The 19,232-nt window shown below is 67.0% G+C and carries 15 protein-coding genes; 8 read left to right on the forward strand and 7 right to left on the reverse strand.

Annotated elements, in window-relative coordinates; genetic code table 11:
* From ACMDW7_RS15370 to tagF, 3 genes are read left to right on the forward strand one after another with little or no spacing between them, the layout of a single operon-like run.
* Positions 1 to 1,305 (forward strand): DotU family type VI secretion system protein, encoded by a 1,305-nt coding sequence (locus ACMDW7_RS15370; RefSeq protein ID WP_377302880.1) that lies wholly within the window; start codon positions 1 to 3, stop codon positions 1,303 to 1,305.
* 17 nt (positions 1,306 to 1,322) lie between these two features.
* Positions 1,323 to 4,943 (forward strand): type VI secretion system membrane subunit TssM, encoded by a 3,621-nt coding sequence (tssM, locus tag ACMDW7_RS15375; protein WP_377302879.1) that lies wholly within the window; start codon positions 1,323 to 1,325, stop codon positions 4,941 to 4,943.
* A 3-nt stretch (positions 4,944 to 4,946) separates the two neighbouring features.
* Positions 4,947 to 5,666 (forward strand): type VI secretion system-associated protein TagF, encoded by a 720-nt coding sequence (gene tagF, locus ACMDW7_RS15380; protein WP_377302878.1) that lies wholly within the window; start codon positions 4,947 to 4,949, stop codon positions 5,664 to 5,666.
* A gap of 201 nt (positions 5,667 to 5,867) precedes the next feature.
* Here the strand turns inward: tagF and ACMDW7_RS15385 are convergent, their stop codons facing one another.
* From ACMDW7_RS15385 to ACMDW7_RS15415, 7 genes are all read right to left on the reverse strand, one after another.
* The gene (locus ACMDW7_RS15385; RefSeq protein ID WP_377302877.1) at positions 5,868 to 7,088 is read right to left on the reverse strand and encodes a murein transglycosylase A; all 1,221 of its coding nucleotides are present in this window, start codon (positions 7,086 to 7,088) and stop codon (positions 5,868 to 5,870) included.
* A gap of 55 nt (positions 7,089 to 7,143) precedes the next feature.
* Complete coding sequence (locus ACMDW7_RS15390; protein ID WP_377302876.1) at positions 7,144 to 7,989, reverse strand: PP2C family protein-serine/threonine phosphatase; 846 nt, start codon at positions 7,987 to 7,989, stop codon at positions 7,144 to 7,146.
* 21 nt (positions 7,990 to 8,010) lie between these two features.
* Positions 8,011 to 9,966: a type VI secretion system-associated FHA domain protein TagH gene (gene tagH / locus ACMDW7_RS15395; protein WP_414859573.1), complete on the reverse strand. Its 1,956-nt coding sequence runs from the start codon at positions 9,964 to 9,966 to the stop codon at positions 8,011 to 8,013.
* Between the two features lie 167 nt (positions 9,967 to 10,133).
* Positions 10,134 to 12,248, reverse strand: a complete 2,115-nt coding sequence (locus ACMDW7_RS15400; protein WP_377302873.1) for a penicillin-binding protein activator — start codon at positions 12,246 to 12,248, stop codon at positions 10,134 to 10,136.
* A 72-nt stretch (positions 12,249 to 12,320) separates the two neighbouring features.
* Positions 12,321 to 12,827 carry a TssQ family T6SS-associated lipoprotein gene (locus ACMDW7_RS15405; protein ID WP_377302872.1) on the reverse strand — a complete coding sequence of 169 codons (507 nt, stop codon included), beginning with the start codon at positions 12,825 to 12,827 and terminating at the stop codon, positions 12,321 to 12,323.
* 43 nt (positions 12,828 to 12,870) lie between these two features.
* On the reverse strand, positions 12,871 to 15,177 hold the full coding sequence (locus ACMDW7_RS15410) for a serine/threonine protein kinase (protein ID WP_377302871.1): 2,307 nt from the start codon (positions 15,175 to 15,177) through the stop codon (positions 12,871 to 12,873).
* A gap of 403 nt (positions 15,178 to 15,580) precedes the next feature.
* Positions 15,581 to 15,862 carry a high-potential iron-sulfur protein gene (locus tag ACMDW7_RS15415; protein ID WP_377302870.1) on the reverse strand — a complete coding sequence of 94 codons (282 nt, stop codon included), beginning with the start codon at positions 15,860 to 15,862 and terminating at the stop codon, positions 15,581 to 15,583.
* Positions 15,863 to 16,042: 180 nt separating this feature from the next.
* Between ACMDW7_RS15415 and ACMDW7_RS15420 the strand changes: the two genes are divergently transcribed.
* From ACMDW7_RS15420 to ACMDW7_RS15440, 5 genes are all read left to right on the forward strand, one after another.
* The gene (locus ACMDW7_RS15420; protein ID WP_377302869.1) at positions 16,043 to 16,585 is read left to right on the forward strand and encodes an adenine phosphoribosyltransferase; all 543 of its coding nucleotides are present in this window, start codon (positions 16,043 to 16,045) and stop codon (positions 16,583 to 16,585) included.
* Between the two features lie 99 nt (positions 16,586 to 16,684).
* On the forward strand, positions 16,685 to 17,296 hold the full coding sequence (locus tag ACMDW7_RS15425; RefSeq protein WP_377302868.1) for a histidine phosphatase family protein: 612 nt from the start codon (positions 16,685 to 16,687) through the stop codon (positions 17,294 to 17,296).
* A 216-nt stretch (positions 17,297 to 17,512) separates the two neighbouring features.
* Positions 17,513 to 17,770, forward strand: coding sequence for a helix-turn-helix domain-containing protein (locus tag ACMDW7_RS15430; protein WP_377302867.1), 258 nt, complete (start codon positions 17,513 to 17,515; stop codon positions 17,768 to 17,770).
* 150 nt (positions 17,771 to 17,920) lie between these two features.
* Entirely contained in the window at positions 17,921 to 18,613 is a 693-nt protein-coding gene (locus ACMDW7_RS15435) for an RNA polymerase sigma factor (RefSeq protein WP_377302866.1), read from the forward strand.
* Complete coding sequence (locus ACMDW7_RS15440; protein ID WP_377302865.1) at positions 18,610 to 19,203, forward strand: hypothetical protein; 594 nt, start codon at positions 18,610 to 18,612, stop codon at positions 19,201 to 19,203. The genes ACMDW7_RS15435 and ACMDW7_RS15440 overlap by 4 nt, the downstream gene beginning before the upstream one ends.
* The last annotated feature ends 29 nt before the right edge of the window (positions 19,204 to 19,232 follow it).

The following is a 19,232-nucleotide window of genomic DNA, read 5'->3' on the forward strand; positions in this document are numbered from 1 at the left end:
ATGAGCAATACCAACGACCCGTTCAGTGCATTCGGCGCAGCGCCGCCGGAGCAGACCTTCGTCATGCCCACTCCCGGGGTTCGCCCGGCAGCGGCAGCCGCGGCCTTTTCTGCAGCGCAGCCGATGGCGCGCGAGGCCGCCTCGGACATCCCGTACAAGCCGACGGGCCTGAACCCGCTTCTGGCCGCTGCCAACCCGCTGCTGAATCTGGTGACCCAGCTGCGCCAGACCACGCAGGTCGCGGACGTCGATGCGCTGCGCGAGAGCCTGGTCGCCGCGGTCAAGCAGTTCGAGAACAATGTTCGGACTGCCGGCGTAGCCAACGAGCGTGTGATTGCCGCGCGCTACATCCTGTGCACTGTGCTTGATGAAACCGCCGCCAGCACACCCTGGGGCGGCAGTGGCGCATGGGCGCGCCACAGCTTGCTTGTGAGCTTTCACAACGAGTCGTGGGGCGGCGAAAAGGTGTTTCAGCTGCTCGGCAAGCTCGCACAGGCGCCGCGTGACAACCTCGATCTGCTTGAACTGATTTATGCCTGCATCGTGCTCGGCTTCCAGGGGCGCTATCGGGTGGTGCAGAACGGCTTGGCCGATCTTCAAACCTTGCGCGAACGGCTTGCGCTGATGATCAAGGAGCAGCGCGGCAAGTACGACGCATCGCTGGCGCTGAATTGGGCGCCCACGCAAGGTGTGAAGAAGCGCTTTCTGGGTGCCATGCCGCTCTGGGTTGCATCAGCCGTCGTGGGGCTGATTCTGCTGGCGGGCTACATGATCTTCACGCTCATGCTGACGCGTGCTTCCGACCCCCTGTACTCCTCCATCATCGGCATCCGTGCCAAGGGCCACCAGTTGCCCCCTCCGGTGCAGATTCCGCAGCCCCGCCTGCGACAGTTCCTAGAACCAGAGATCAAGGAAGGGCTGGTCGATGTAAAGGACTACGCCGACCGGAGCATCGTCACGATCCGTGGCGACGGTCTCTTCGAAAAGGGCAGCGCCACGCTCGAACCCGTGCGCGAGCCGCTGATTGGCCGCATCGCCGACGCGCTGTCCAAGGTACAGGGCACGGTGCTCGTCACGGGTCACACGGACAACACGCCCATCAGCACCGCGCGCTTTCCCTCGAACTGGCACCTGTCGCACGAGCGCGCCAAGACGGTGGCCGGTCTGCTGGGCCGCACCGTGCTGCAAGGCCGCATTCAGCCTGAGGGGCGGGCTGACTCTGAGCCTGTGGCATCCAACGACACAGCCGCGGGCAAGGCACAGAACCGCCGCGTCGAAATCACCCTGCTGCTGGTCAAGCAATAGCGCCCGGGCTACGCACCATGAAAAAGATCTTCGGCTTCATCTTCAACAAGTGGACCTTGCTGATCCTGGGCCTGCTGGCCCTGTCGCTGCTCATCTGGTGGGTCGGCCCGCTGATCGCCATTGGCAGCATCCGTCCGCTGGACCCCGAGTGGGCACGCTGGACGCTCATCGGCCTGATCGTGCTGTTCTTCGTGGCTCGCCGCCTCTGGGCGGTCTGGAAGGCGCGGCGCGCCAGCGACCAGATGGCCGCCAGTCTCGCGGCGCAGTCCGTTGCACCTGCCGAGAAGGCAGGCGACAAGGAAGTCGCCGTGCTCGACGCGCGCTTCAAGGAGGCGCTGGATACCCTGAAGAAGTCCAACCTGAGCGGTGCCAAGTGGAACCAGCGCTTCGGCTCGGGCTACCTCTATCACCTGCCCTGGTACATGTTCATCGGTGCGCCGGGCTCGGGCAAGACAACGTCTCTGCTCAATTCCGGGCTGGAGTTCCCGCTGGCCGAGAAGTTCGGCAAGGAAGCCATCCGCGGCGTGGGCGGCACGCGAAACTGCGACTGGTGGTTCACCAACGAAGCGATCCTGCTGGATACCGCCGGCCGCTACACCACGCAGACCTCCAACAAGGAAGAGGATGCCGGCGCTTGGCAGGGCTTCCTGCAGCTGCTGCGCAAGGCGCGGCCGCGGCGTCCGATCAACGGCATTCTGCTGACCATCAGCGTGCAGGATCTGCTGTCGCAGGCGCAGCCGGACCGCGAGCGCCATGGCACGACGCTGCGCCAGCGTGTGCAGGAGCTGTACAGCCAGCTGGGTCTGCGTATTCCGATCTATGTGCTGGTGACCAAGACGGACTTGCTCCCCGGCTTCATGGAGTACTTCGAGAACCTGGGCAAGGAAGAACGCGCGCAGGTTCTGGGCTTCACTCTGCCCTTCAAGGAAACGCAGAACGGACTGGACCGCGCCGCTCTGGGCAACACCTTCAGCAGGGAATTTGCCGCGATCGAAAAGCGTCTGTTCGATGGCCTGATCGACCGGCTCGAAGCCGAGCGCGACCCGCAACGCCGCGCGCTGGTCTACGGCTTTCCTGAGCAGTTTGCAGGCATCCGCGATGTGCTGGGCGAGTTCCTCGTGCACACCTTCTCGTCCTCCAACTTCGACGACGCGCCGCTGATCCGTGGCGTCTATTTCACCAGCGGCACGCAGGAAGACACGCCGATTGACCGGATCATGGGTCTGCTGGCGCGCAGCTTCAAGGTGGAACGCCGCGTCCTGCCCTCGCGCAGCTCGACGGGCCGCAGCTACTTCATCACCAAGCTGCTCAAGGATGTGGTGTTTGCAGAGTCCGAACTGGCCGGTACCAATCTGAAGTGGGAGCGCCGCCGCTCCCTCATCAACGCCGCCGCCATGGCACTGATCTGCCTGGCTGGCGTGGCCACAGTGACGGCCTGGGCCTTCAGCTTCGTGCGAAACAAGGAATATCTGGCCAACGTGGCCACAAAGGTGCCGGATGTCACCAAGACCGTGACCGGCTTCGACAACGTGGCCACCACGGATGTGCTGCAGGTGCTTCCCGCGCTCGAAGACTTGCGCAAGGTGGCGATCGCACCGCCCGTGGAGAGCGACTTCTCCGCACCCACGAGCATGAAGTTCGGACTGTTCCAGGGCGACAAGATCGATTCCGCGGCGCAAGCCGCCTATCAGCGCCTGCTGACGGATGCCTTCCTGCCCCGCGTGGCCCTGCGCATCGAGGAGATCCTGCGCAAGACCCAGGCCGACAACCCCGAGATGATGTACGAGGCCCTGAAGGCCTATCTGATGATGCATGAGACCGAGCACTACTCGGCCGATGCGCTCAAGGCCATCATCCTCGCGGACTGGACCGACAGCCTGCCGCGGGGCGTCACCGTGGACCAGCGCCAGGCCTTGGAGCGGCATCTGATCGCGCTGCTGGATCGAGGCATCGTGGTCTCGCCACTGCCGATGGACAAGGCGCTGGTCGAGAACGCGCGCACCATCCTGTCGCGCCTGTCCCTGCCGCAGCGTGTCTACAGCCGCATGAAGCGCCTCGGTGTGGGCAGTGAATTTCCCGAGTTCAACGCCGTGCGGGCGGGCGGACCGAACATCAGCAACATCTTCACGCGCGCCAGCGGCATACCGATGACGCGCGGGCCGGCCGGCATGTTCAGCTATGACGGCTACTACAGCGGCTTCCTCAAGCAGGTGGATGTGGCAGCCCAGCAGCTGGCCGCAGAGGAGCGCTGGGTCATGGGTCTGAACGATCAGCAGCGCCAGTTCAATCTGAACGACGCCAACGCCAAGCTCAACCTGTCCAAGGAAGTCCGGCGAATCTATCTGGAGGAATACGCCCGCGAGTGGAAGAAGTATCTGGGCGACATCCGGCTGCGCAAGATCAAGGATCTGAATGATGCAATCGCCGTCACCCAGGTGCTGTCCTCGGTCGACTCACCCATGCGCAGCCTGTTCCGCGCCGTGGCCAAGGAGACGACCCTGGCAGAAAAGCTTGATGGCGGTCAGATCGACAAGAAGCTCAATGAAGCCGCCCGCGAGGTGGACAAGGCACGCGAGAGCCTGAACAAAATCTTCTCGTCGGATCGACCGGCCGCCGGCGCAAGCTCCAGCGAGACCCTGGAGCAGCTTCTGGTGGACAACCAGTTCCGGGACATCCGCGCTTGGGTCAAGGCGCCCACGCCTGGTCAGCCTGCGCAGATCGATGAATCCGTGCGCTTGCTCGGCGAGCTCTACACCTTCATGCAGCAGGTACGCACTGCCGTAGGCAGCGGCATGGCCGTACCCCAGAGCGATGTACCCAACAAGGTGAAGGCCGAGGCGGACCGGCTTCCCGCCGAGGTGCGCGAGCCGATGAACGATCTGGTCAAGGCGAGCACGGAAACCGCGCTCACGGGAACACGCATCAACCTCGGTGAGCTGATCCAGGCCAACATCACGCCCTTCTGCACACAGGCCATCTCAGGCCGCTACCCGGTCGTACGCGGCAGCAACCGCGACATCACGCCGGAAGACTTTGCCGCGATGTTCCGCCCGGGTGGCAAGATGGACGGTTTCATGCTGGACAAGTTGTTCCAGTACGTTGATACAACCACCAAGGTCTGGACCTTTCGGACGACGGGCACCGGCGGCGCGTCCATGGGTGCTGCAGGCGATTCCGAGTCGCTGGCGCAGTTCCAGCGCGCCCAAGCCATCCGCGACACCTTCTTCCGCAACGGCGGCAATGCGCCGAGCCTGCGCCTGGACTTCCGCCCGGTCGAGATGGACGCCAGCATCCAGCAGTTCAGCATCGACGTGGACGGCCAGCAGGTGCGCTATGCCCACGGCCCGCAGGTGCCCTCGTCGGTGGTGTGGCCGGGCAGCGCGGGGCGCAGCCAGGTGCGCATCCAGATCTCGCCGCCCACCAGCAGCGGCCAGTCGGCCATGATCTTCGAAGGCCCTTGGGCCCTGTTCCGCATGTTCGACCGCATGAAGATCGAGGGCAGCAACCAGCCCGAGCGGTTCCGCGTGACCTTCGACATCGACGGGCGCAAGGCCACCTTCGATGTGCAGACCAGCAGCGTGCTGAACCCCTTCACCATGTCCGAACTGCGCCAGTTCGGCTGCCCAACCAAGCTCTGAACCATGGCTGACCTCGGATTCGACGGCATGGCCGATCCACGGCCGGGATGGTTCGGCAAGATGCCGGCGTTGGGCGACTTCGCCTCGCGCCGCATGGACCCGGAGTTCAGCGGCGTCTGGGACGAATGGCTGCAGCACGCCATCGTCAGCTCACGCACGAGTCTGGGCCAGGAATGGATGCGGGCCTACGTGAGCGCGCCGGTCTGGCGCTTTGCGATCTTCCCGGGCGTGCTCGGCCAGGGCGATTCCTGGGCTGGCGCACTGATGTCCAGCGTGGATCAGGTCGGGCGCTACTTTCCGCTCACCGCGGTGCTCAAGGCACCTTTCCCGCGCGCGCTGCTGGCCGAGATCCAGACGAGTTCGAACTGGTTTGATCGGCTCAGCGGCGCCATGACGGCCGTGCTTCGCCCCGGTGGCAGCCTGGATCAGTTCGAGGACAGCCTGCAGGACTGCCTGTTCAATATCAGCGAGGCCGCCACGCACGCGCCCGGCCCGGATCTGTACAAGGCCCTCGCGCTGGCGCATCGCCACCAGACCATCGAGGCCACGGTGCACGGCCCCCTGGGCCCGGCCATGGCCGCGCTGGCCTTTGACGAGATGTGCGACCGCATGCACGGCACCTCGCTGTGGTGGGCGCAGCTGGCCAACGGCCGCACGGCGGTGCGCTGCTTCCTGGGTCTGCCGCGGCCCGATCAGTACACCGGCATGCTCACGGTCGCCTGAAGCATTTAGGGCAGGCATCAGCGTGACATGCACGCATGAAAATCGGTCGCCAAACTGGCCGAGATCCGCACGGCTGTAGCGGAAAGCTGCTAGTCAAGAATTTCAACGAATGTTTGAAAATGGACGTCCTTAAGCGTCACTTTTCAATAATTCATTGAAAACATGCCACGCACTGCGCGAACAGTAGAGCGCGCGCCGACTTCACTGCGCCGTCGGCTTGGGCAGCAACACCCACATGCGCCCCTGATCGGTACGCGTGGCGCGTGCCATCTGAAGCGCCTGCTGGCCAAAGCCCCAGAAATAGTCCGCACGCACCGCGCCCTTGATCGAGCCGCCGGTGTCCGATCCAAACACAAGGCGGCGGTACATCACGTCCTTGTTGATCGGGCTGCGGAACTCGATCCAGACGGGCGCGCCCAGCGGGATCGAGCGCGGATCGATGGCGATCGAGCGCATCGGCACCACGGGCGTCCCAGTGGCGCCCGGCGGACCGACGGTGACGTCGGTCACAGGCTCCCAGCGGAAGAACACCACCTGCGCGTTGCTGTTGGACATCTGTTTCACACGCTCAGGCGGCGCGGTGCGCGCCCAGCGGCTGATTTCTTCCATCGAGCCGATGTTGGGCAGGCCGTTGGCGCGGAACCATTGTGAGTAGGGCGTACGCGGATGGCCGTTGTGGTCGGCGTACGACAGGCGGATCGCCGACCCGTCGGGCAGCATCACCCGCCCGGAACCCTGCACCTCGATCAGCAGCACATCCATCGGGTCATCGACCCAGACGATCTCGCGCCCGGACATCGACTGCTGGCCGCTGGGTGAATAGATCTCCTCGCGGGTGAAGTAGGGCACGACCTTCTCGCCCACCTTGCGGCCGCGCGCGCCGGCATTGCCTTGGGTCACCACGACGAGATCGGAGGGCCGGTTGTAGAGCGCATGCACGTAGGGGTTGCGCTTGATGCGCGAGCCGCGCAGCACGGGCTCGTAGTAGCCGGTGATCGTGCCGGTCGCTTTGCCATCGTCAGTCTCGATCCGGTAGGGCTGCAGCTCCATCAGCAGCGCACGCAGCCCCGCCTGATCGGTCGGTGCGAGCCGTGCCAGGCGCTCGCACAGCGGCGTCCACTGCGCCTGCTTGCGGTTGCGGAAGTACTGGCAGCTGAAGCGGAAGGTCTTGTGAACGTCGTCCAGCGGGTCGACCGAAAACTCGGTCAGCTCGCTGAAGTCCACAGGCACGAGCCGCCCGACTTCGGTGTCGATGATCGGCACAGCGGGCTTGGGCGGCGCAGCCACCGGCGCCGGAGCGGGCGCCGCCACCGGCGCGGGCGGCGGTGGGGCCTTGGGCGGCGGCGCGGCGCAGGACGCCAGCAGCACACCCAGCGACACCCAGAGCACCGAAGTGCGACCAGAAGCAATCCACGTCTTCATTCAAACCACCTTGATGGGAAGTGCCGCGCCCGGCATTCAGGCAAGCGAGTGCGCCTCAAGCGCGGGAGCGCGGCAGGATCACGGTGCGCTGGCGGTCTTCATCGCCGCCGGGCGGCGCCCGCAGGATCACGGTGCTGTCTGCATCCACAAAACTCGCGGCCGCCTGCCGGCTGCGCGCCAGCAGCGCGGTGTAGTTGTCGTGACCCGGCTGGATGCTGCCCAGCAGCTGGCCCTCCAGCACGGCCAGCGTGCTGGCCACGGTGTTACCCGTCTGCACGCCTTCGCAGACCACCCGCTCGTCCAGCGCCTCCCAGAAGCCATCCGTGCACAGCAGCACACTCTCGCCACCGGTGATCGGCATGGCCAGTTCATACACATAGGGCTCCGGCGGCTCCTCCATGCCGAGGGAAGCAAACAGCACATTCCCGCCGCGCGGACGTTCACGACGATCGGCCGTCAGCATGCCAGCGTCAATCATCTGCTGCGCAATGCTGTGGTCGCGCGTACGCAGCAGGATGCCGCCTGCGCCCAGCACGTAGCCCCTTGAGTCACCGACGTTGCCCAGCAGGATGCGACCGGTTGCGAGTTCGCACAGCGCAATCACCAGCGTGGCACGCATGTCCGGGTACTGCGGAAATTTCTGCTGCCCGCTGTGCACGACGCGGTGCGCGAGTTCGATCAGGCGCGCGACAGTCTCGGGCAGGAAGGCAGGCTCGTGTGCGTGCTGGTCCAGCACGGCACGCACCGCAAGCTCCGAAGCGATGTGACCGCCGCCATGCCCCCCGGCACCGTCAGACACGGCCAGGCACAGGATGCCGCCGGCCACACGGTGGCCCTGGCAGTCCTCCTGATAGCTGCGGCCTCCCTGACCGCTGAGCGCCTGGATATCAAACTCGAGCATGTCTGCCTTCTTGTTGTGCGGCTACTTCCGTGGTTCCTGCTTGCGCAGCAGGTCCACCTGTTCTTCATAGGCTTCGGTGAATGCACGGCCGAAGAGCTTGTGAAAATCGTCGCCAGCCTCCTGGGCAATGTCGCGGTACATCTCCACGTAGAGATCCCAGAGCTTGGCCTTGCGCGCGGCAGGGATGAGCGAGTCGAGCATGCTCTTTTGCGTCAGGCGCTTTTCGAGCTCCTCGGGCGTGAAGCGGCCCAGCACGCCTTCAAGCGCCGCGCGCATGCCGGCCATCACACCCACCTGGTGCGAGCGCAGGTCGTTGTAGGAGTCGCGCATTGCCTCCACAGGCGGCATGAAGGCGCGGTTGGGCTTTTCGGCCAGCAGGAAGGGCATCGCGCTGGCCACGTCCGGCGAGAACTTCAGCGGGTTGTTCGCCCGCTCCATGATCACCGTGGCCTGCGCCTTCACTTCACGCTTGGACAGAGCGCGCGCAGCCAGCAGCTCGATGGTGCCCTGCGTGGTTTCGCGCAGCAGCTGCCCGATGCGGAACATCAGATCCTCGGTCAGCCCCTGGGAGACATCTACTGAACAATCCAGACCGCGCAGCAATGCGAGCAGCAGTGCGTCCTGGCCCACGGCCTGACTGCCGCTTGCGCCGCCCGCGCTCATGGCAGCGCGCGGTGCCGGCGCATGAGCCGGGGCGGGCGCCGGCACGGGCGCCTGGGCAGAGGGATTGAGCTTGAATGAGCCCGTGGCCAGCATGTTCGGGGCCGGTGCTCGCGCTGCGGCCAGCACGTCGTCCATCGCCTGGCGGGACGCCGCATCCACTGCAGGTGCCGGGCCTGCCGCCTTGGGCAGGGCAAACAGCGAGTTCACTTCGGGCGTGTGGTTGGCGCTGGCCGGCCCCGCACCCTGCGGCACGGCCTGACCACCAAACATCGCCAACGGGTCCACGCTCGAAGACGGGGCTGCGCCTGCACCGCCTGCTGGAGCCGGCGCGCTGAGCACCGCGAGCGGATCCACCGTGCCGCCAGATCCGCCCAGACCGAACAGGGAGTCAATGGAGCTGGACGCATCGCCCGGCGTACCGATGTTCAGATCGCTCCCCAAGCTGCCCGCGCCGGACGGCGCGGGTGCCGCGGGCTTGGTGGCCGGCGGGCTGCCGAAGATGTCAAAGTCGTCCGGGATGCCCCCGGCAGGCAGTGCGCCGGCAGCCGGCTTGGGGGCGCCGGGTGAGCCGAAGCCGGCCAGCGGATCGGCAAAGGCCGCAGCCGCCGGTGCCGGCGCGCTGCTGCCGAGGCCGGCAAAGATGTCGAAGCCGCCGCTCGGTGCAGCCGCAGGCGCTGCGGGCGGTGGCACGAATGCCGGCGGTTGCGCGGGCGCGGCGGCTGGCCCGAGTGGGCGCGGAGCGATCAGGCTGGCAAACGGATCAAATGAGTCGGACGCCGGCGGAATGGCGGCCGCCGGAACGGGTGCCGGCGCAGGCACCGGTACAGGCGCGGGCGCCATGACCGGCGGCACGAAGGCGGGCGCAGCGGCGGGCGGCGGCGGCATGAATGCCGGCATGGAGGCTGGCGCCGGTGGAATGAACGCGGCCGGCGCCGGCGCTGGCACTGGGACCGGGATCGGCACGGGGGCGGGCGGCACTGGTGGCCGTGGGGCTTGCGGCTTGGCTTGGCGCGGTGGCGCCATCCGGGTGCGCTCGTCCATGGGTACCTGCGCCCCCACCACTTCGACCTGCAAGGTGTAGGGGCCCATGACGAGCGTGTCGCCGTGGCGCAGCGGCGCGGAGCGCCCCGGGCCCATGGGCTCGCCATTCAGGGTGCTGGGGTTCGAGCCCTGTTCCGCAAACACGAACTGACCGGCCGAGAATGCGATCGTGGCCTGCTGGCGCGAGATGGTCCGGCCTTCATCAGGCAGCACGAGCGTGACTCCGGGATTGCGGCCGATGGTGCCGCCCTGAGGGCCGAAGGTGGCCGTCATGGGCGACGGAGGTGGCCCGCCGTCTATCGCAATGACCCGCAATGTCAGCATCTCTACTCCTTGGCTCGCGCGGTGTGCACTGCATCGCGCATTCGCCTGAACATGGCACTCAATGACGTACTAACTTACCGCGGCCCCTGCCCCGCGGGGAACCCGCGATTTCGCGCTTAGCGTGGCGGCGTCGCGCTTGTGGCGACACTGCGGACTGCCGCCTTGTCTGCAGCCTTCTCGCCGGGCTTGTCCGACACCTTCTCGACGCCCTTGTCTGCCTGCTTCTCCGCACTCTTCTCAGGTGTCAGTTCCTGCGCCACGGCCCGCAACTGCTGCAGCCGGGTCAGCGTGAGCTCGCGCTCGATCCGGCCGGAACGCAACATGATGCTTCTGCCGGTCGCCCCGACAAGAAGCGTCTGACCAGCCCCGGCGCGATCGCCAGCAGCCAGAGCATGCGCCACGGTGGCGGCATCCTTGCCCAGCGCGAACAGCCGCAGCTCCAGCAGGTCGCGCGACCCCGAGCCGGCAATGTCAGTCGCTGCGTCAATCATGTAGGGCAGTTCGAGCACCTGCGTGCGCCCCGCTGAGGTGTCATCACGCAACTCGAAGAGGGAGGACGTGCCATACAACGGGACGTCGGCTGGCAGGCTGCGGATGATGTCCATGGCGAGCTCGGCTCCTGTTGCCAGCACGACCGCTCGCGGCCCACGCGCTGTGCCGCCGCCGTTCAGCCACGCGCTCACGCCAGCGCTGCCTTCGGCCACGCTCGGGCGAGCATTTGCGCCCAGCTCGACCGTCCATTGATCCAGGAACGCAGCGCCCACGCGCTGGTCGAGCGGCCGCTTGCCCTGCACGAGCAGCACGTCCTTCACTTGCTTGACTGACAGCAGCCGCGCGATCTGCCGCCCCTCTTCGGCCAGCGAGAGGCCGAACTGGACAAGGTTCACCACGCTGGCCTGCTCTTCGAACACATTGAGCGCCACGGTTGGCACAGGCAGAAGATCAAGCTCTGAAAAAGCGGCCATTTCGCGGCGCGTCAGTGGGCCGATCACGGCGCGCGCACCGCTGCGCACCGCGCGCTGGTAGGCCCCGATTGCGCCATTGGCGGAACCGTCGGTGGGGTAGACGCGGATCGGCAGAGCCGCTGGGCCTGGTGCCGCCTGACGCGCCCCGGCCAGCACGCTCTTGGCCAGCACACCGAAATCCGACGAGTTCAGGGGCAGCACCGCCGCCACATGCGCCACCCCTGCGGCAGGCTCAGCGCGGCGCAGCAGTTTGCTGTCGAGCACGACCACGCGTGGATACTGCCTGGCCCACGCGTCAAGTGCCGCAGTCTGGCGGGCAAGTGGCGGCTCGATCTGCCAAGCCAGTGCGAGATCCACCCAGGCACGCCCATCCTCCGGCCCACTCGCGAGCAATGGATGACTGCGCAGAGCGCGCAGCTCTGCGGCGGGCACCCGCTCCAGCGCCTGCCAGAGTCGGGCCTGATTGGCTTGCGCGTCCACCCAGGGTTCGATCAGGCTGATCAACTGGGTACGAACCCACACCCGCTGAGCCAATGACTCGCGTACGACGGCAGGGGCAGCCTGCGATGGCGCAGGGGCGGTACCGGCAGCAGAGCCAGCGCCTATCGCAGGTAGCGGCGCGCCGGGCGCAGCGGACGCGGCCTGGGCGCCCCCTGCTGAAGCCGGCAACGCAGGCCGAGCCGCAGGGCGCGGCGCAGCCTGGGCCATGCAACGCGGAGGCCTGCATCGAGCGCGCGTGAAACTGACCGCCTCAGGCCATGCCTGCAGATCGAGATCGCCCAACCGATCAAGCGCTTCGGCCAGCGTGCGCAGATAGGGTTCGCGCGCAATTTCATTTACTTGCGCCGGGTCGATCGACCTGAGCAGTCCGTATGCGGCCAGCGCTTCGCCGCGCTGCAGGCGCAGCTGTGCGTCGAGAACAAGGCCCAGCCCGCCGCTGGCCGCTCGCAGACCCTCTTCAGCGGCTTGCGCCTGCTGTGGAGCGTCGGCGCTGAGAAAGCCCTGCGCAGCCTCGAACAGCAGCGCCTGCCGGTCAGCGCCGGCGGCGGAGCGCGCAAGCAGTGCACGCAACTCGGCCGCTTCGCGCGGACGTCCGAGTTCGTCGAGGTGTTCAGCCCGACCGAGTGAGGGGGGCTTGGGTGCAACCGGTGCGGGCGCGGGCGCAGGCGGCGCAACCGGAGCGGGCGGCGTGGCGCAGCCTGCCATGAGCGCGACCACGATCGCACTGCCAAGGCAGAGCCTGATGCGACCGGCGCGCGGGGCCATGGGTCTGAGTGTTGTCGAAGAAATGGGACAAGCGGCGCGGCCTCATGCTCACGCGGACCGCGCCTGCCAGTCTCAACGCTTCACTGCAGCCTTGGCCGCCTTGAACTCGGGCCCCCAGATTGGGTGCCCCTGCTCGGCCGGGGTGAGGTCAAAACTGGTATCCAGCGTGAGTGCCCGCTCGAACGCCGCGCGGCAGGGTGCCCGCTGGCCTTGAGCGCAGTTGCTGAACGCCATGTACTTCAATGCACGCACCTGAATGTCGACATCGGCACGTTGCAGATCCGCTGCGCCGTTCAAGCGCGAAAGCGCGCCGCGGAAGTCGCCACGGTCATAGGCCGCGACGGCTTCATCAACAACCTTGGTCAGCGCGGCTCGACGCTCCTGCTCGGGCGAGGGCGGCGGGGGCACGGGGGTCGGCGCCGGGGCTGCAGGCGCCGGCACGGGAGCAGGCATCGGTGCCGGGGCAGGCTTGGGTGCAGGCGGGCTGCTCGCGCAGGCACTGAGCAACGCGGCTAGCGCGGCGGCGAGCACCAGGCCGGAGGATCGGCGAAGAGAACGGGACTGACGGGCAGAGGGCATGGCGGGCTCCGGCATGACGTGGATTCGAATCGTGGGCAGGACGCTAGAAATTGACTGAGGGCACCGTGCCGCTTCGCCCGCCGACCACATCGAACTGGCGGACGACGACCTGATCGGGCTTGGCCGGGTTGCTGAAGCGGGCTTCGTACTTGCCGACCGGCAGGCGCGGGTTGTCGTCCGGACCCGGCACGACAAGCTCGCGCTTGAAGCCGTCCGGGCCGGTGATCACGACATTGGCCCAGGGCTTTGCCAGCAGCTTGGCGCGCCCGGTGGACTTCAGCTCGTCGAGCACCTTCTGTGCTTCGGCGCGCAACGCCCCGTCCGGGTACTTCTTAAGGAAAGCTTCGACCTGCGCGATGTTGGTCTTGTTGGTCTTGTCCCAGTCCAGCTTTTCGGCCTGCGGATCCGACTGAGGTGCAGGCGTTGGCGCAGGTGCAGGCGCGGGCTGCGGGTCGGCAGTCGGCGTCTGCTGTGGCTGCGCCGGGGGCTCGGTCGGAGCCGGTGCAGGCGCCGGTGCAGGTGTCGGCGAGGGAACGGACGCCACCTGTTGCTCAGGCGTCAGCACCGGCGCTGGAGCCGGTTTGGAACTCGTGGCCATCCAGGCGCCACCTGCGACCAGCCCGATCACCACGACCGCGCCGGCAGCGATCATGCCGCCCTTGCCGTCGCTCTTCTTGGCTGAGTGAGGCGAGGCTGCGGCCGCCGCCTTGGGCTTGTCCGCCGGCTTTTCCGTCGCGGGTGCGTGAGGTTTGTCGGCTGGCTTGTCGGCAGGCTTCGCAGTTGCCTTCTCGGCTGCTTCAAGAATGGCCTTTTCGCGAGCCTGTATCTCCTGCAGCTTCTTGATCGCGCTTTGCTGGGCGACCGGCATCGGCTCCGGTGTGGCCGGCTTGACGACAGGTGCCGGCGCGGGAGCGGGCGGTACTGGTTTGGGCGCAGGGGCCGGCGGCATCGGCGCCGTGGCTGCGGGGGCAGGCGCAGGGCTGAGGGCAGCAGGCGTTGGTGCTGGCGCGGCCGCAGCGGGGGGGGTCGTGGCCGCAGCGGCAAACTGGGCGGACTGAGACGGAGACAGCACGCGCGTCAGATCCGGGTCGAATGCCGGTTGCGGCGCAGCCGGACTGGGCGCGGCTGGCGTTGGCGCGAGTGCGGCGGGGCTCTGCGCAGGCACACCGGCGGCGGCCTTGGCCGCAGCCGCAGAGGCTGCCGCTGCGGCGCCGCTCAGGCTCATCGGGTTGGACACGATGATGGTCTGATCGGCCTCGAACACGGGCGGCGGCGCGGCCGGCGCGGGTGCAGGCGCCCCACCCAGGGCCGCTTCGAACTCGGCTGAGGGAATCGCGAACGACTCGGTAGGCGGCGCCGGCGGCTTCGCACCGGTGACGGGGAATACGGTTGGGCCGAATCCGGAACGCGGGAACTGCGTCTCAGCAGACGGAGCCGCCACCGGCTTGATTGTCTGAATGCCAAGCAGATGGCGGAACGCCGCCATCGACTGTGGGCGATCCTCCGGCTTCACGGCCAGACCGGCATCGATGGCCGCAAGGAATTCCTTGGAGAAGCGTGCGTAGGCCGGGTCGGTCGCCAGCGGCGTCATCGGGTCCTTGAGCAGGCGCGTGACCGACGCCGCCGGCGGCTTGCCAGTGACGCAGTAATAGAGCACTGCGCACAGGGCATAGATGTCGGTCCAGGGGCCCTGCTTCATGCCGGCGTCGTCGGCGTACTGCTCGACCGGCGCGAAGCCCGGCTTCAGAATCACCGTGAGCGCCTGCGTCATGTCGCTGATCACGCGGCGCGCTGCGCCGAAGTCCAGCAGCACCGGGGCGCCGGTACGCAGGATCATGATGTTGTCGGGCGCAATGTCGCGGTGGAAGATGTTCTGGTTGTGCAGGTTCTCCAGCGCATCGAGCAGCGGAACCAGCATGGAGCGCAGCCAGGGCTCGTCAATGGCCTCGGGCTCGCTCTTGAGGATCTGCCGCAGGTTCACGCCCTCGTAGTAGGGCATGACCATGTACGCAGTGCCGTTGGCTTCCCAGAAGCGGTAGACCTTCACCAGCGCGCCGTGATCGAACTGGGCGAGAAGACGCGCCTCGTTGATGAAGCTGCGCATGCCGGCTTCAAAGGTTTCCTTGTGGCGTTCGCTCTTGACGACCACCTTGGAGACCGAGTTGCGAGTCGCTAGCGCGCCGGGCAGATACTCCTTGAGCGCCACGGTGCGGTGCAGGGAGGTGTCGAAGCACAGGTACACCGTGCCGAAACCGCCTTCCCCGATGACGCTCTTGATCTCGAATTCGCTGATTCGGGTGCCTGCGGGCAGCACGTGGTGCCCCTCTCCCGCGCCGTGCTCTGTACTCACGTCGGTGCCTCTGTCGTACTGGCGGGCGCACCAAGGGCGGCGCTGCCCGGACGGCCGAAAGCTTCTTGTCCCGAAGCGGGGAGGCGATCGATGCGCCCCGTGAAGCCGGTCCGTACTCGTTGGACGGGAAAGTGTATCCACGATCCCCCGACCGGACGCTGCCTTTCTGCCGCGCACACCACGCCGGCACACTCAACTCCCAAGAAAGTGGTACAGCGGCTCTTTGTCTTGCCTGGTGCGCTCGTGCATACACGAACCACCACGGCGTCTGCGCAACAGCGATGCCTGGCGTCAACCCACCAAGCGCGGGCGCCGGAAATGACAAACCCCGCCAGCGGGCGGGGTTCCAAAGCACAACCCCGCCGGCGGGCGGGGTTGGGGGGTTGTCGAGCAACCTCGTGGGTCAGGCCTTCTTGACCCAGGCGGCGCACCAGCCGTTGGGGCTGATCTCGTTGTCGCCCGGGATGACCTTGCAACCGCCCGGGGACTTCGCGTCCTTGCCGGGCACAAACTGCATGCAACCGGCACAGTTGTTGCCGTTCTTGGGCGTGTCCTGATACTGCAGCGCCTTGCGGCTGGCGTCGTTCTTGGCGGCAGAGGCCTGCGTGGCCACGCCTGCCAGCGGCACTGCGACGGCGGTGATTGCAATACCCTTGAGCCAGGTACGACGGGAAATGTCAGCCATTGTGGATTCCTTGGAACGTTGGTTGCACTGCGAAGGTTGGGATGTCTTGACCGACGCCATGACGCCGGAGCGAACAACGCTATTCATTTAACGCTTTGGCCACGCAGCGGTGTACTGATCCGTAGCAGTTCACTCGGTTATTTGTGACAGCGCGTCGCAACGCATCAGGGGCAAACAAGAATGATTCTCGATTCTGACTACATCAAGGCACAGATCCGCACCGTGCGCGACTGGCCGCAGCCCGGCGTGATGTTTCGCGACATCACACCGCTGATGCAGGACCCCAAGACCTTTCGCGTGCTCATCGACCGCTTTGTGCACCGCTACATGGATCAGAACATCGACCTGGTGGCCGGCATCGACGCGCGCGGCTTCATTCTGGGCAGCGTGCTGGCCTACAACCTGAACCGGGGCTTCGTGCCGATCCGCAAAAAGGGCAAGCTGCCGTTCGACACGATCGGCGAGGACTACGCGCTCGAATACGGCACCGCAACGGTGGAGGTGCACGCGGATGCGGCGCGCGCCGGGCAGCGCGTGCTCCTGGTGGACGACCTCATCGCCACGGGCGGCACCATGCTCGCCGGGGCACGTCTGCTGCAACGCCTGGGGGCGGAGGTGGTGGAAGCCACGGCAATCGTCGATCTGCCGGATCTGGGCGGCAGTGAGCGACTGCGCGCTGGCGGGCTGGCCGTCTGGACGGTCTGCGCGTTCGAAGGACATTGACTCGCGCGGGCTGCGCACCTGCGGCAGGAGCGCACAGACGCTGCAAACCCGTAGCGCCACGCATTGACGCACCGCCAGCTGCATCGGCACGCTGGAGTCATGCGCTCACCCCACACCTTCACCTTGCAGCGGTTCACGCCGCTACGCTTCGTCTTCATCTGCGCCCTGGTGCTCGCAGCGGCTATTCCCAGCACACGGGCCGCCGAGCTGAGCGAAGCCGATCTGCTCAAGCGCATCGCCCAAGGTGGCGTGGTGCTCATGGTGCGGCACGCGCAAACGGTATCGGGTATCGGCGATCCGCCGGGCTTCGATCTCGCCAAGTGCGCCACGCAGCGCAACCTCGATGCACGCGGCCGGGATCAGGCGCGCGCGCTGGGTAGCCGGCTTGCACGGGCCGGCGTGCGCCCCACGCGCGTGTTGAGTTCGGCCTGGTGCCGTTGCAAGGACACAGCGCAACTTGCATTCGGCAGCTACACCGTGCTGCCGGAGCTGAACAGCTTCTTCGAGGACCGCCGCACTGAGCCTGCGCAGACCGCGGCGCTGCGTGAGCGGCTGGGCCGGCTCGCCACGACGGACATCGAAGTCTGGGTCACGCATCAAGTGAACATCCAGGCGCTGGCGGGGGTTTCGCCGGCCATGGGCGAGACCGTGGTTCTGGCCGCCGGGCAACCCGTTCGGGTGCTGGGGCGCCTGGCGCAACCCGTCCCGTAAACCTTCCTATCGGACAAGGTTGCGAAACGCGCATCCACCCTGCTGCGTGGCCGATACAGGGCTGTTCGGCCTTCCCCCAACTTGGGGACATTTCGCGCCAGAGCGAACAACTTTCGTGATGAACTGAAGCCATCGTTTCGCGTGGCTGCGATCCGAGCGGACCTGCCGAGACAGGCAGGCCGCACTGGAGCCAAGAAAGTGCAACAGGGGACTTGAATGAATCTTCTCAATCTAGGCGGCGTGGTACGCGCCGAGCGCGTCCGTCAGGGGCTGACGCAGCGCCAGCTGGCCGAGCGCTCCGGCGTCTCTTACCAGCAGATCTCGCTGATCGAATCAGGGCGCGTTGATCCGCGCGTCACCTCGCTCATGGCGCTTGCCGGCGCCTTGGGCATGCGCGTGGCCCTCACCGGGGTGGACGCGACGAGCAGCGCAGGCGTCGGCGCCGGAACCATGCGTCAGGCCGCTGCGGCCTGATCGCAACGTTTCCGCATCCAAGGCCGGGCTTGCCCGGCCTTTTTGCTTTTTGATGCTGCACGCATGGCCGTACGGGTGCGCCGCGCGGGAACTTCCTGCACACCCGGCGCAATATGCAGGTAGATAACGCTCTCGACTGCCCTGCCTGCCGTGGACTTGACCCACCCCTCTGCCCATACCGACGCCGCGATTGCCCAGCGTATTGCCGAAGGCGATCGCAGTGCGCTGGCGCAGCTGTATGCGCGAGAGTCCGGCCCGGTGTACCGCTACTGCCTGGCGCTGTGTGGCAACCCCAGCTGGGCGGCCGATGCCATGCAGGACGCGTTTCTCGCCTTCGTCAGCAAGCCGCAGGGCTATGACGCTGCACGCGCGCCGCTGGCCGCCTACCTGGCCGGCATTGCGCGGCACGCCGTGCTTGCGCACCTGCGCCATCAGGACCGCGAGACGCCCACGGACGACGATTCCGCCGCCTGGGACGACAGCGCGGCAGCCACCGCCGAGCACGAACCGGCCAGCCTGCTGATCACCCGGCAGGGTGTGGATGCGCTGATGCGCGCCATCGCCGCGCTGCCGGTGGTGTTTCGGGAAGCGGTGATCCTGGTGGAGCTGCAGGAACGCAGCTACGCGGAGGCCGCGGCGATTGCCGGCATCGAACTCAACACCCTGCGCACACGACTGCATCGCGGCCGGGCCCGGCTTGCCGCGATGCTGGCGCCGGCCGAGCGCCCGCAGCAGCGCACGCGGCCCGCCGCAGCGTCATCGGCGCTTGCTGCGACTCAAGACCCCCGCGCACTTGGCGTCGATCTCGCGCACCCTTCCCCGACCCAGGAGGCCTCGTCATGACGGCACCTGCCCCAGACACCCAGACCCCACCCTCGGCCAGCGCCGACACGCAAACGCTTGCCGCCGCATTCAGCGTCGCACGCCAATTCATGGCGCACGACGCTGCCTGGCAGCCGCCGGAACACGCGCAGGCCAGCGTGCTTGCCGCGTTCGACCGACTGCATCCCCAACCCGCTGCGGCCGGCGCAAGGCCGCGCACCGGCGGCTGGCTGCCGACCTGGCTGCGCAGCGTGCTGCAGTCGCCCTGGGGTCTGGCGGCCACGGCGGCATCGATCTTTGCCGTGAGCGTGCTGGCCCTGAACGTGGTGCATGTTCAGAGCGAGCGGGCAGGCGCGCAGATCGCCGCTTCGGCCACGCAGATGGCGCAGAACCTCGCCAGCTACGCCAGCAGCTCGGGCTTTGTGCCCCTGGTGTCGCAGTCCGAGCTGGCACAGGACCCGGCCGGCTGGCTGGTGCCTGCGGAGATGCCGCGCGCCCAGCTCGCGGCGCTCGGCCTGCCCTTTGACCCGTCGCGGGCCGATGAGTCCGTGCGCGCCGAACTGCTCATCAATGCCCAGGGCGCCGTGCTTGCCGTGCGCGTCGTCCAGTAAGCCGCTTCAACTGTTCACTTGCTTCCTCA

Origin of the sequence: Piscinibacterium candidicorallinum (assembly GCF_047549485.1) — a bacterium.
GTDB lineage: Bacteria > Pseudomonadota > Gammaproteobacteria > Burkholderiales > Burkholderiaceae_C > Piscinibacterium > Piscinibacterium candidicorallinum.